Source organism: Sphingosinicella soli, from assembly GCF_014199685.1.
Taxonomy (GTDB): domain Bacteria; phylum Pseudomonadota; class Alphaproteobacteria; order Sphingomonadales; family Sphingomonadaceae; genus Sphingosinicella; species Sphingosinicella soli.
Genome location: NZ_JACHNZ010000015.1, coordinates 63700 through 76117, shown reverse-complemented (window position 1 = coordinate 76117; position 12418 = coordinate 63700). Strand labels below are relative to the sequence as shown.

Below are 12418 nucleotides of genomic sequence, written 5' to 3'. Positions count from 1 at the left end.
CGAAACTCGCGCTCAACATCAACCGATCGCCACGCCGCGGTGGGGTCCCTTTTGCACGCCGATCGGGGGTCCCTTTTGGACGCCGATTGACAGACATCGTCGACCGCCGTGCGACCGGCGTTCTGCTGCGCGGCAAGATGGGCACTCGGACGGTAAAGGCGGACGGCGAGGTCATATTGGCCGCCGGCGCGATCCAGTCGCCAAAGCTCCTTCAGCTCTCAGGAATCGGTCCGGGCGAACTGCTCCGTGCTTTTAGTATCCCCGTCGTAGTCGATTCACGCGATGTCGGCCGCAATCTGCGCGAGCACCGCTATCTAGCGCTGCAATATCGCGTCACCGGCAACAGTCTCAACCAGCGTTTCGCCGGGCTCGGCCTGCTATGGTCCATGTTCAGCTACGTGGCGGGCTCGAAAGGGCCGATGACCCACGCCGCGCACGAGATCGGCGGCTTCGTCAAGACGCGCCCCGGGCTAAAACATAGCGATGCTCAGATCGGAATCGGTCTCTATTCGGTTACAGCGACGCCCAGCGGCGTGGCGCTAGACAAGTTTCCGGGCATTACCGTGCTGGGTTACACGACCCGGCCGGACAGCCAGGGCACATTGACCATCCAGTCGGCTGATCCGGACATCAAACCCCATATCGAGGCCAATCACTTCGCGACCGAAGCCGATCGCGCGTCGGCACTATCCCTGTTTCGATGGCTTCGTGCCTTCCCGCGGCAGCCCGCCTTGTCGCGTTGGATTATCGAGGAAACCAAACCCGGCGCTTCGATCGAAACCGACGAAGACATACTGGCGAATGCCGTCGCGCTCGGAGGAACCTCGTTCCACATCTGCGGCACGGCTCGCATGGGATCCGACGCTGCAGCCGTGCTCGATCCACAACTTCGTGTACGCGGCGTGGGTGGGCTTCGCGTCGTCGATACCTCGATCATGCCGACAATCGTATCGGGCAACACCAACGCACCGGCGATGGCGATCGGCCTGCGTGCAGCCGATTTCATCCTCGCCAAGCGCTGAACGGAATATCAGATGACCATCCCCTTCACCGACATCCGCCAGCTTTATATCGACGGCAAATGGGAAAAGGTCGCCGAGTTTCAGGACGTCCTAAATCCGGCCACCGAAGAGGTCATCGGCGTAGCGCCGGTAGGTGACGCCGCCGCCACCGCCGGCGCGATCGCGGCGGCACGCAGAGCCTTCGATCACGGAATATGGCCGCGAATGTCCATGGCCGAACGCGCCGCGGTCCTGCGCCGCGTCCATGCGTCCCTCGTCGCGCGGCGAGAGCGGATGATCGCGCTGATCACCGCGGAAGTCGGCTGCTCGCGCCACATCACTCTTTCGACTCAGATCGATGCCCCGCTGAACCATCTGCTGAGCGCGATTGATCATTCGCGTAACGACGACAGCATCAGGTTACCGATCGAGGCCGTGTCCAATCCCGCCGATCCCGATGGTCTGAAGCTTCTTGGCGGGACGACCGTCGTGCGCGAGCCCATTGGTGTCGTGTCCGGGATCACCGGCTATAATTTCCCCATCTTGCTAAATCTCGCCAAAATCACGCCGGTACTGCTTGCAGGCAATACCCTCATCCTGAAGCCATCTCCCTTCACCCCTTTTTCAGCCTTGCTGTTCGGCGAAGTCGCGGAGGAAGCCGGACTTCCGCCGGGCGTGCTCAACATCATCACCGGGGGGCCAGAAGTGGGCAATCTCTTGACAACCGATCCGGCAGTAGATCTGGTCAGCTTCACCGGGTCCGAGACTGTGGGAGCGCTGATCATGGCTCAGGCCGCACCCACGTTGAAGCGCGTGCATCTCGAGTTGGGCGGAAAATCCGCCATGATCGTTCGCGCCGATGCTGAAATCGAGCGGACAGCGGCCGGCTCGATCGGTATGTTGTCCGTGAATTGCGGACAGGGCTGCGCATTGCTCACCCGCATCCTGGTACATAATAGCGTTCGCGAGAGGTTCGTAGAGATCGCGAAGGGAACGGCCGCGCGGTGGAAGATCGGCAATCCGATCGATCCCACTGTCCTAATGGGCCCATTGATCCGGGAATCGCAGCGGCGCAAGGTCGAGGAGTTCGTACAGATTGGGCATGATCAGGGCGCTCGCCTTGTGCATGGCGGGGGACGTCCGGCGCATCTGGACAAGGGGTTTTTCGCAGACATCACGCTGTTCGATCAGGTCGAAAACAGCATGACGATCGCGCAGGAAGAAATTTTCGGGCCTGTGGGCGTCGTCATCGGATTCGATACCGACGACGAGGCCATCCAGATCGCCAACGATTCACGCTTCGGGCTCAACGGTGGCGTCATGTCGGCCGATGCGGCCAAAGCCTATGAGATGGCGCTTCAGATCCGAGCTGGTAGCGTGATGATCAACGGCGGCACCGGCAAGATGAGCTATGCTCCTATCGGGGGCTATAAGCGCTCCGGCATCGGCCGTGAATATGGCCCGGACTGGCTCCGCGAGTTCCAGCAGGAAAAATCAATCTTCTATCCGGTCGGCCGATAGCGGTCCGACCGGCTCAAAGCGCGTTGCCGAGCTGGATCGGCGACGCCAGCGCGGTACCCCCGTCGACCGCGATCGACTCCCCGGTGATGTAGGACGAAGCTGGCGACACAAGAAACATCACCGCATTGGCGATATCGTCAGGCGTGCCGACACGCGGGATCGGAAAGGTCCGTGCGATACGATCCGCGACTGCCGGATCTAGATGTTCCACCATTCGGTCGGATGCGGTCAGGCCCGGTTCTATTGCGTTGACGGTAATGCCGCGCGGACCCAGCTCTAATGCGGCGCTACGCATGAACGCGTTCAATCCAGCCTTAGCCGCAGCATAATGTGCCATACCGGGAACAACCACGCGTGGTCCATTGGTTGAGAGGATGAAGACGATCCTGCCTGCTCCGCTCGCTTCGAGCGCTGGAATGCTGGCCTGTATGAGCCAGTAGCCCGCATAGAGGATGCTGCGAATGCAGGAATCGAATTCCTCGCCGGTAATCGCGTCGATGGGATTATAGGAAACATTGGCGGCACTGTGGACAACGATGTCGAGGCGCCCGAACGTCGCGATCGTATCGGCCACTGCGGCATCGACCGCAGCTTTGTCGCAGACATCGACCACATGCAATTGCGCAAGACCCCCCCGCGACCGAACGGCGGCCGCAGCGTCCTCGCCACTCGACTGCGTCCGGGTGAGGATGGACACATTGACGCCGCGATCGGCGAGCTGCTCCGCAACGCGTCGTCCCATGCCGCGCCCGCCGCCTGTGACGAGCGCAACCTTGCCGGCCATCCTGCTCGACGCGCCATTCGTTAGAGTAACCGTCAAATATCCACTCCTCAAGTCGCGCTGACTGCAGCCGCCTATTTATCCCAGGTCAGCGGCAGGCGATCGACACCCCATACTGCCCCGGTATGCCATTCGACCTTCTCGCCATCGGGCACGCGGATGTTGAGGAAGCGCGGCAACCACTCCTCCAGAACCACCTTGATCTCGCGCTTGGCCAGATGAATGCCGAGGCAATTGTGCACGCCCGTGGCGAGCGTCAGATTCCGGGTCTTGCGGCCGATATCGATAACGTGGGGGTCCGGATATTTCTTTGGGTCACGTCCGGCTAGATAGGTCGGGATGGTGACCCAATCGCCCTTCTTCATCGCGACGCCGTGAAAATCTAGATCCTCGGTAACGACCCGCATCGTTCCGGTGACGCCAAACGCGCGCAGCAACTCATCGACCGCCGCCGGAATGAGCGAAGGATCCTCGCGCAGTCTGCGCTGGAGTTCTTGATCGCTGGCGAGATGTCGAAAATACCATCCCAGGCTGCTCATCACCGTATCGAGGCCGCCGAGATAGAGCACCATACACATGCCCATCACCTCGCCATGCGTCAGCAGGCGATCGCCGATCTTGGCGGTGACGATCGCGCTGACCAGATCGTCTCCAGGCGCGGCGCGGCGTTCCTCGGCATAGCCTTCTAGGTAATGCATTATGTTGCGGGCAGCCGCGATCTTGACCTCGACGGTATCGCCCCGCGTGAACTTATGCTCCCACTGCAAGAACTCGGGCAAACGACTGCGTGGCATCCCCATCAGCTCGAGGAAGACATAGGAAGGAAAGAGGCTGGCGAACTGCTCAACGAATTCACAACGGCCCGAATTCTCGAATTCCGCGATCAGTTCGCGCGCGATCGAACGCACCATGTCTTCGAGCTTGTTGATTGCCTTTGGCGTGAACCAGGGCTGGAGAACCTGCCGATAGGCGAAATGGTGGGGCGGATCGATCTCGAGCGGATTCAAACGCCAGTCAACGGCGAGCAAGCCCGCGACCGTGCTGAACTCCGCGCTCGAAAAGCGGCGCGCATCCATGAAGACTTCGTTGATATGGTCGAATCGTGTCAGCAGCCAGGCCGGCTGACCGACAAAGGCGCCTCGCGCCCACATGATATCCGGGCCATCGTGCAGGCGCCCCGCCACCAGGAAAGGGTCATCGCCCTGCGCGGCGAAGACGTCGATGTCGTGATCCCAAAATAGTTCGGAGGGAACATGGGCGGGAACCGCCGAGGCGCCGACCAGTGCGTGAGCTTCCATGGTCAAATCTCCACCACCATCAATCATGCGGCTGACGCCGCGGGAACGAACGCCGGGGCGGGCGACCCCATCGTGTCGCGAAATGCGATCGGCGTTTTACCGTCGAGATCCACAATCCCGTAGCGTTGACCCAGTTCCGCGCCAATCAGTGTTTGACCTGAATAGTCGGATAGCTTCGGATCGCTATACAGTGCGTCGATCACCATCCCGGTGAATTCGGGCGTCTCGAACAACGGCCAGAATCCCACCATATCCGGCGGGATGTCCTCCTCTGCGATAGCGGCGATCATCTCGGTACGGATGAAGCCGGGCCACAGCGAGACAGCGTGCACGCCATGCGGACCCAGATCGATCGCCATATCGGCCATCATCTTATCGGTGCCCGCCTTAGCCGCGCCATAAGCGGGGCCGTGGAAATAGGACACCGCACCGTAAAAGGAGATGCTGGCGATCAGCCCCTTGCCCGCGGCTAACATCAGGGGCACCGCATGATAGCTGGCAACATAGTTGGAGCGGAGGCCGACGTCGATCATGTCAACGAGCCGCAGTGGCTTTTCCCAGAAACCACCCGGCGCGGTCAGGTCGTCCGCGTAGACCGCCGCCGCATTGTTGACGAGGATGTCGATGCGGCTTGACGTCGTCCGCACCGTATCGAACAGCTTAGCGACGCTGGCATCGTCGCCATGATCGCATGCAACCGCGATGCCTTTACCGCCATTGGCGGTCACTTCGGCTGCAGCCTCCTGAAGACCGCCTTCGATCGAACGGCCCGTCAGGAATACCGTTGCACACTTTGAGCCGAAGGCGCGTGCGATCCCGCGGCCCAGTCCTCGGCTTGCCCCGGTAACCACCACGACCAGCGGGTCGCGCTGCGTCTTAGCGTTCATCTCATTCGTCTCCCACGCGCCATCAGGACGCTACCCGTTCCGGTGCCCCCACCAGTTCCCGTACCAGCGACATCGTGTCGTGGTCGGCCATGGCGGACTTCATGCGAAGCACATTTTCCTGATTGATGCCCGGCCCGTAATTTATCCTCGGCGTGATCAGCCAGCCGATGAAGAAACCCCAGATCAGCGCTAGGCGATAATCATACCAAGCGGTGTCCCAAGAGGGCGGCGATGCGACACCGAAGGCAGAAAGTTTGGCAAGATAGCGCTTCAGCAGCCTGACCTCATGCTCACGGCGCACATCAACCGGCAACGCCGTGTTGATCAGATAATGGACGTCATGCGCCCAGTTGCCGCGAACCGCCAGCTGCCAGTCGAGGAGACCGACCGATCCATCCCCCAGCGCATAGGTGTTGCCGAGATGTGCGTCGCCATGGAGCATCGTCAGCGGCCCCGTGGACTGGTAGCGTTGGACCCTCCGCAGTCCCGCCCACATCTCCGGAACATCGGTGCCGAGTGCCGCGACCATTTCTTTCTTGAAGCTGTCATTCTCCACTTCGATCGCGACGAATCCTGGAGCGATCTTCTCGAAAAACTCAAAGATGTGTCCGTCGACATGCGATTGTATGACGGCAAGATCACCGGACCAGCGTGGCGTATCCCAATAGCCCGCATGGAGCTCGGCAAAGAGATCGAGCAGTCCCTCGACCCGATCGACCGAGATATGGTCCAGCACATTGGGAAAATGGGGATCGCGCGGCCCGAGATCTTCGAGCAGCAAGGCGAAATTGCCCGTCGCGGAATCATAAGCACCGCCGAGCGATCGCGGGGTCGCCAAGTGCAATTCGGGACGCAAGATCCTATAGAAGGCCACTTCATTTTCATAGAGCGGCGCGGGTAGCAGATCCTCTCGCGCCAGCTTCATCAGTACTTCTTTGGGCAAGTTCTCCGGATTGTACGCGAACTCGAGCCGGACATTGGCCCGACCCGCGCTCGATACCATCTCCTGTCCATAGCGTTTGATGTTCGACAGCTCGAAACGAGCCACGCGCGTGCCGGGATGATCGCGAGCGATCAGGCCGTCGAGCGTCTCAACGGTCAGTTCTTCCGCGCTGCCAGGCACCGACAATTCGCTCATATCCACATCTTCCATCACCTGGGCGGCTTCACCGGACCCGTCAGCTCTGTGCCGCCGGCAGAACGAGCGGAGTCGTCGGGCGATAGCCCAGCGCCATCACATCGGGTGCCATGGTGTCGGACAGGCCCATGCTTGACGTCCCGGCGCGTTCCGCCAGGGTCTTCATAGCGCTCTCCATGTCCGGCGCATCAACGTCGTAGATGGCGAGATAGCGATGGCTGCCGGGCGTCGCGCCCTCCTCAAGTTTGAAGCGCTGGGCCGACACGAAGCCCGGGCAGGCCAGAACGTCCTGCAGGTGAGTGTTGTCGTACCAGTCGTTAAAAACGTCATCCTGGCCTTCGACCGCATTCGACAACACCACGAGTTTGAAAGTCGGCATCTTCTTCTCCTTCGAGCGATGATCATACGACCCGCGCTAGATCGTCAGGCTGAAAAGGGTTCAGGTGTCGGCGCGCTGACCGTGTCGGACCGCTCGACATAGGCCCAACCCTCTTCACCGTCCCAGGTCGTCTTGCAGAAGTTGAGGACATAGCTGATGTCGTTGATGCTATGATCGACGCCGACCGCCAGCGAATGGCTCATCGACGCCCACATCGAGCGGTGTGACACCACATCGAACTCGGTGCGCACGCCGGCCCACCGCAACGCCGCCGGAATCCGCTCGCCAGAAAACAAGAATTCGGTCACGCGCGGCGCAGTATCTACCTCGACGTGCCGCAATATGCCGTCGCTATCGATGACATAACCGCCCTCAAGTGTGATGGCACCATCCGGCGCCCAATAGCGCGACAGTCCCCAGCCCCGCCCGCCCGGGAAGAGCGCACCCATGATCACATGGCCGCCCCATCCCTTCTCCCAGGCATCGCGGCGCCCACGCGAATGGTCGCGCCAGCCGACGCCGTCATAAGCAACCACTTCGCCATTATCATATTGGACCGTACCCTTGACGGTCACCAGCTGCTCATAATGTTCATGCGCCCAGGATTGGGTCGCCATCTCCCCCTTGCCCGTTTCGGCGAGCGCTGCAGCGTGCGCATCCCAGACCGGCGTCTCGCAAACGATCTCCAGGTTGGCGCGGAAGCGCTTCCGGTTGCCGTCGCGCGCCAATCCATCGACCATATCGCTGTTCGACGACAGCAGGGCGAAGCCGTCGAAGGTGGTCCGCCAGCGCCGGAACGGCTCGAGGCATTCAAACGCCAACACTGCGCCGGCTGGCCGGCGCTCGGGCGCGGTCTTGTGATAGCAGCATAGGGAGAGCAGACCCTGATCGCCCGGAAGCATCGCAAGCAGGCGATCCTCCCACATCGTCCATTCGGCCGGCACCGTGCCTAGATGCAGCCATAAGCCGATGTCGCATTTGGCGTCATAGACCGCGAACAGCAGATTCTCCGCCCAACCGGCCTGGCTAGGCGCCTCCTGGACAATCGATTCGGCGTCGAGCGGGAGGCCAGAAGAAAAATCTATGGCATCTGACATCGGGCTAAGCGCTCCTGGAATTCGATATTATCGCGAATGGGAACCTAAATAGCATCATGTCGCGCCGAGACCGCCGTCGACGGGTAGGCAGACGCCATGAATCGACTCCGCCTCGTCAGACGCCAGGAAGTATATGGCATTCGCGACAGCCGCAGTCGTATCCGGCCCGCGGACGCCGAGATGCCGTTGCAGAAGGTCGCCGTCGACACCTTCGGGCCACTGGAGCCCGTCAGCGATATTGGTGCTCATCGTACCGGGCGCGACGGCGTTGACGCGGATTGGATGCTTGAGATATTCGGCGGCCATCGAGCGGGTCAGCTGAAGCAGCCCGCCCTTGCTCGCCGAATAGGGAGCGATATACGCCAGCCCCTTCATCGCGGCCTGCGACACCACGTTGACGATATTGCCGTGCGCGCTGAGCAGATGGGGGATCGCCGCCTGGCACAGATGGAATGGGCCGCTCAGGTTGACGGCCACCACCTTCTGCCACTCGTCCGCACTGACCTCGATGGTGTGGCCAAAGCGCACGATCGCCGCGACATTGCACAAGATGTCGAGCCGGCCGAACAGCTTGACTGTCTCATCAACGATGGCGAAGCAATTTTCACGGATTCCGATATCGGACGTGATCGATCGACAATCGGCGCCGCCTGCGCGAAGATCAGTAGCCAGCGCATCGAGCTCTTGGCCCAGAATGTCCACGAGCATCAGCTTCGCGCCGTTTTTCGCGAACTTCCGCGCTGTCGCCTCGCCGAGACCGCGCGCGCCGCCGACGATCAAAACCACCTTGTCATTCATTGGAGAAACCATGTTCAACCTCATTTTTCGTCATTGCCAGCGCAGCCTTGAATTCACGCATCGAGCCCAGGCCATGGAGTCGCGACCTCGAACTCGTCCGAGAGGTGGAGCATCGTCGCCAGATATTGGATGCCGGGGTTTGCGGTCGCCATATGCTGCGCATTCGCATCGGGCAGCGTACCGCCTTGCCGCAGTAACTTGCTGAGTCGCACCATGATAACCGCCATACGATAGGCGGCAAAGACGAGTTGATACTCCATCGCGTGAGCCGGCCGGCCGCGTGACTGTTCCCAGCGGGCGATCGTTTCGTGCGGCGTGCCGAATCCGGGCAACCGCTCGATCCCGGCCGATATCGTATTGGTGATATCCATGACCGCCCACCAGGCCAAGTCGGACTCACCACCGGCCAACGATACCATGTCCCAGTCGAGCACCGCGGTGACATTGCCGCGGTCGTCGAAGATCATGTTTGCCACGCGGCAATCGCCCCAGGCCAGTTCGGTCGGCGGCCTTTCGGGAAAATTTTCGCGCAACCAGGCTTCCGCTGCCTTGATGACCGGACTGGACGGAACCGCGGTGGTGGCGTGGTACGCGAGCCAATAGTGCAAATCCTGCTCCAGCCCCGATCTTCCCAGTACAGGATCGTCGAGAAATGCCACGCGATCGAGACCGATGGCATGGATACGCGCCATGACGTCCACCGCGTCTTCCCACATCCGGCGGCGCTGCCCTTCGTCGAGTTCCGCGACCCAACCCTCCGCATGGAACGGCGGATTATCGGTCGGCACCCTCCCGGCGATGCGGGACATGATGAAGAACGGGGCGCCGAAGACCTCGGCGCTCTGCTCGTGCGCCAATATCTTCGGTACAGGTACGCCGGCTATGCCGTCCAACGCGCTGATGATCCTCGCCGAGCGGTCGACGGTCGCCACTGGAAACAGCGCATCCCCCGTCTCGATCCGTACGACCACTTCGAAGCTGCTTGGCGACCGACCGTCCTCCCAGCCGAGCCGGGCGAACAACGTCTCGTTGGCGACACCCGTACCCACGGGCAGCGTGCATGCCTCAACGGTCACCGGCGCGTCGAAAATGTGATGGTCGTTGAGCCACTCTGAAAGCGTAGAGGATACACTTCCAAGGTCTCGGCGCTTCGGACTGGTTGCACCGCCCTCGACCCGTAATTTGATGTTGCCGGCAGCTTCCGTCATCCGCCTTCCCTATGGATATTAGCTTTGCTTATATTATTTGAAGCGATTCATGAAGCATTCTTAACAGCAGCACAATGACAGAAAAAATTATGTTAAAACAGATGCATATAATAGAAGGTTGACAATTATAAAGCGCAGTTAAAATCGAATCACCAAACCAGCGGCAATTTCTCGACATGAATGATGTTCCCGACGAAAAACGGAACGCGGAATCCGTCCTTGATGCGGAATTCGGGAATGGCCGCCAGACATTCCTCCGTCGCAATCTGCAATTCGCGACGCGCGAGGTGCTGACCCAGGCAACGATGCGGGCCGAAGCCCAGCGTCAGGTGGGTCGGCTTACGATCTAGCCGTACCTCGTTTGGCGCATCGAAATCCTCGGGATCCCGGCCCGCAAGCACGGTGGACAGCCCGATATAGTCGCCCGGCATGAAGGTAGCGCCGCCGATCGTATAGGGCTTGGTGCACAGGCGCGTCGTGGAGACCGCCGGATAGGCGCGCAGCAACTCCTCGATCCCGACCACAATAGCCTTCGGATTTGCGCGCAGTATCGCCTGGTCCGAGGGCGTCGTCGCGAGGTGTCGGAAGTGCAGCCCCATGTTCGACGTGATTGTATAGTGCCCGCCGATATACAAGTTGAAGCAATGGCCCAAAATCTCCGTATCGGTCCATTTTCGGCCCTCCACCTCGAGAGTCATCGCTTTGCTGATCAGATCGTCGCCCGGCTGCTTGCGGCGCCTTGAGATGGCATCGAGCAAATAGGCCTTCACCGCCCTTATGGCGGAGGTGCGCGCATCCCGGTCGTCACCGTGCAGCAACTGGCCTTCCCAGGTCAGGAACTGACCCACCTCCTCCTGCGGAAAATCTAGTAGATCGAGGAAGATCGTAACTGGGAAGGGTATCGCGAATTCGGCGACGAACTCGCAGCCATCGCGATCCTTGAACTTGTCGATATACAAGCGCGCGCGCTGGCGGATTCGTTGATCGAGTGCAGCCATATTTGCGCGGCGAGAAGACCGGGTTCAGTGCGGAGCGGAAAACGGTGTGCCGTGGCGGATCGAGCTCGGTCGGGATGATGTCCCAGTCTTCGCCGATCATATTGGCATATTGGGTGTTGCCGCGCTTGTGGAAATTTTCGGTGTCCGTGTAGATCGTCCGAATGTCCGCCGCGCGGCGCACGACCCAGCCCGGCGTCGGGCCGGGAAAGACGTTGCTCGTGTAGAATATTGGCGGACCCTCATGGATCTCCGGAATAATGCCCTCATAGGGATTCTCGTAGACCGTGACGCGATCAAACAGGCGGCAGTCGCGCACCATCTCGGGCGGAACATGCCCGGGAATCCAGCTCGCTCGCGTCGCCATCGATCAGGTCCTCTTTATTGGTGTCGCCGATATCGCCGGATTGGCAGATCCCGATTTGCCCGCGTAGGCTATGCCATCCCCGGAGGGTTCGAACATGTCGATGCCCATGATGGCGCGCGCGCTTTGCCTGGACAGCGTGGCCATCGGCAGGTCGATGCCGAGCGCGCCGCCGAGCTCCAGCGCGGCCGCGAGATCCTTTTGCACCAGTCCCAGCGTCGCTTCGCGCAGTCTGAGTTCATCCCCATCGGTCGCGGGATCGGGCCGGGTCAGCCAAATTGTCGGCCCACCGACCGAGCTGGCTTCGATCGCCTGCGCGAACTTGACGACATTGATCCCCGCGGCCGCGGCGAGCTGCGCGCCTTCGTAACCGGCGCGCCATGCGTTGTAGACGATCACGTTGCGCGCGATCTTCGCCGCCATGCCGGAGCCGGGTCCGCCCATGTGCACCACCTGCTGCGCGAAGCCATCGAGAACCGGCAACACCTCCGTCAGCCGGTCAGCTTCCGCCCCGACAAAGCATATCAGCCCATTATTCGCGGCAGCGCTTGGCCCGCCCGTTACCCCACAATCGATCAGCCCAATGGAAGCCGCGTCGGTCGTCTGCCGGACCACTTCCAGATCGCTGAGTGAGACGGTGCTGAGCAGGACGATGTTCAGACCCGGGCGGGCGGCCGACACAATGCCCGACGGGCCCGTCAGCACATCCAGGACTTGCTGCGCCGATATCACCGCCAGGAGAATGACGTCGCAGCATGAAGCCAGCTTGGCTGGGGAACCCAGCACGGGCGGCACACCTTCCAGCCGGCCGGCAGCATCGGGGCGCACGTCATATACCGCTTCAAGAAGGCCCGCACGCGCCAGGCAGGTGGACACGCCGGCGCCGATTTGCCCCAGCCCTATTACCCCGCTCCTGTGCATCATCGTCTGCCGATCATATAATAGTTCGCT

At 61.0% G+C, this 12418-nt stretch carries 12 protein-coding genes; 2 read left to right on the top strand and 10 right to left on the bottom strand.

Annotated features, from left to right (window positions below):
• Together GGQ98_RS08085 and GGQ98_RS08080 are read left to right on the top strand one after the other, a co-directional pair.
• The coding region (locus tag GGQ98_RS08085) for a GMC family oxidoreductase (protein WP_184067743.1) at positions 1-1022 on the top strand (1022 nt) is incomplete at its 5' end.
• A gap of 12 nt (positions 1023-1034) precedes the next feature.
• The gene (locus GGQ98_RS08080) at positions 1035-2522 is read left to right on the top strand and encodes an aldehyde dehydrogenase family protein (protein WP_184067740.1); all 1488 of its coding nucleotides are present in this window, start codon (positions 1035-1037) and stop codon (positions 2520-2522) included.
• A gap of 13 nt (positions 2523-2535) precedes the next feature.
• On the opposite strand, the gene GGQ98_RS08075 is transcribed toward GGQ98_RS08080, so the two are convergent.
• From GGQ98_RS08075 to GGQ98_RS08030, 10 genes are all read right to left on the bottom strand, one after another.
• On the bottom strand, positions 2536-3306 hold the full coding sequence (locus GGQ98_RS08075) for an SDR family NAD(P)-dependent oxidoreductase (protein ID WP_184067737.1): 771 nt from the start codon (positions 3304-3306) through the stop codon (positions 2536-2538).
• A gap of 71 nt (positions 3307-3377) precedes the next feature.
• Positions 3378-4601 carry a cytochrome P450 gene (locus GGQ98_RS08070; RefSeq protein WP_184067734.1) on the bottom strand — a complete coding sequence of 408 codons (1224 nt, stop codon included), beginning with the start codon at positions 4599-4601 and terminating at the stop codon, positions 3378-3380.
• A gap of 23 nt (positions 4602-4624) precedes the next feature.
• Positions 4625-5488, bottom strand: coding sequence for an SDR family NAD(P)-dependent oxidoreductase (locus GGQ98_RS08065; protein WP_184067732.1), 864 nt, complete (start codon positions 5486-5488; stop codon positions 4625-4627).
• A gap of 22 nt (positions 5489-5510) precedes the next feature.
• On the bottom strand, positions 5511-6626 hold the full coding sequence (locus tag GGQ98_RS08060) for a phosphotransferase (RefSeq protein ID WP_184067729.1): 1116 nt from the start codon (positions 6624-6626) through the stop codon (positions 5511-5513).
• 40 nt (positions 6627-6666) lie between these two features.
• The gene (locus GGQ98_RS08055) at positions 6667-7005 is read right to left on the bottom strand and encodes a DUF4286 family protein (protein WP_184067724.1); all 339 of its coding nucleotides are present in this window, start codon (positions 7003-7005) and stop codon (positions 6667-6669) included.
• Positions 7006-7049: 44 nt separating this feature from the next.
• Positions 7050-8102, bottom strand: coding sequence for a 6-phosphofructokinase (locus GGQ98_RS08050; protein WP_184067721.1), 1053 nt, complete (start codon positions 8100-8102; stop codon positions 7050-7052).
• A 54-nt stretch (positions 8103-8156) separates the two neighbouring features.
• Positions 8157-8900 (bottom strand): SDR family NAD(P)-dependent oxidoreductase, encoded by a 744-nt coding sequence (locus tag GGQ98_RS08045; RefSeq protein WP_184067718.1) that lies wholly within the window; start codon positions 8898-8900, stop codon positions 8157-8159.
• A 53-nt stretch (positions 8901-8953) separates the two neighbouring features.
• On the bottom strand, positions 8954-10108 hold the full coding sequence (locus GGQ98_RS08040; protein WP_184067715.1) for a phosphotransferase family protein: 1155 nt from the start codon (positions 10106-10108) through the stop codon (positions 8954-8956).
• Between the two features lie 149 nt (positions 10109-10257).
• Positions 10258-11106, bottom strand: a complete 849-nt coding sequence (locus tag GGQ98_RS08035; protein ID WP_243451768.1) for a cytochrome P450 — start codon at positions 11104-11106, stop codon at positions 10258-10260.
• Between the two features lie 367 nt (positions 11107-11473).
• Positions 11474-12388: an NAD(P)-dependent oxidoreductase gene (locus GGQ98_RS08030; protein WP_243451777.1), complete on the bottom strand. Its 915-nt coding sequence runs from the start codon at positions 12386-12388 to the stop codon at positions 11474-11476.
• Positions 12389-12418 lie beyond the last annotated feature (30 nt).

What these genes read in the sequence shown, in the direction of transcription:
- GGQ98_RS08080 (WP_184067740.1), top strand. Translation starts at nt 1,035, where the DNA reads ATGACCATCCCCTTCACCGACATCCGCCAGCTTTATATCGACGGCAAA.
- GGQ98_RS08075 (WP_184067737.1), bottom strand. Translation starts at nt 3,306, where the DNA reads ATGGCCGGCAAGGTTGCGCTCGTCACAGGCGGCGGGCGCGGCATGGGA.
- GGQ98_RS08070 (WP_184067734.1), bottom strand. Translation starts at nt 4,601, where the DNA reads ATGGAAGCTCACGCACTGGTCGGCGCCTCGGCGGTTCCCGCCCATGTT.
- GGQ98_RS08065 (WP_184067732.1), bottom strand. Translation starts at nt 5,488, where the DNA reads ATGAACGCTAAGACGCAGCGCGACCCGCTGGTCGTGGTGGTTACCGGG.
- GGQ98_RS08060 (WP_184067729.1), bottom strand. Translation starts at nt 6,626, where the DNA reads ATGAGCGAATTGTCGGTGCCTGGCAGCGCGGAAGAACTGACCGTTGAG.
- GGQ98_RS08055 (WP_184067724.1), bottom strand. Translation starts at nt 7,005, where the DNA reads ATGCCGACTTTCAAACTCGTGGTGTTGTCGAATGCGGTCGAAGGCCAG.
- GGQ98_RS08050 (WP_184067721.1), bottom strand. Translation starts at nt 8,102, where the DNA reads ATGTCAGATGCCATAGATTTTTCTTCTGGCCTCCCGCTCGACGCCGAA.
- GGQ98_RS08045 (WP_184067718.1), bottom strand. Translation starts at nt 8,900, where the DNA reads ATGAATGACAAGGTGGTTTTGATCGTCGGCGGCGCGCGCGGTCTCGGC.
- GGQ98_RS08040 (WP_184067715.1), bottom strand. Translation starts at nt 10,108, where the DNA reads ATGACGGAAGCTGCCGGCAACATCAAATTACGGGTCGAGGGCGGTGCA.
- GGQ98_RS08035 (WP_243451768.1), bottom strand. Translation starts at nt 11,106, where the DNA reads ATGGCTGCACTCGATCAACGAATCCGCCAGCGCGCGCGCTTGTATATC.
- GGQ98_RS08030 (WP_243451777.1), bottom strand. Translation starts at nt 12,388, where the DNA reads ATGCACAGGAGCGGGGTAATAGGGCTGGGGCAAATCGGCGCCGGCGTG.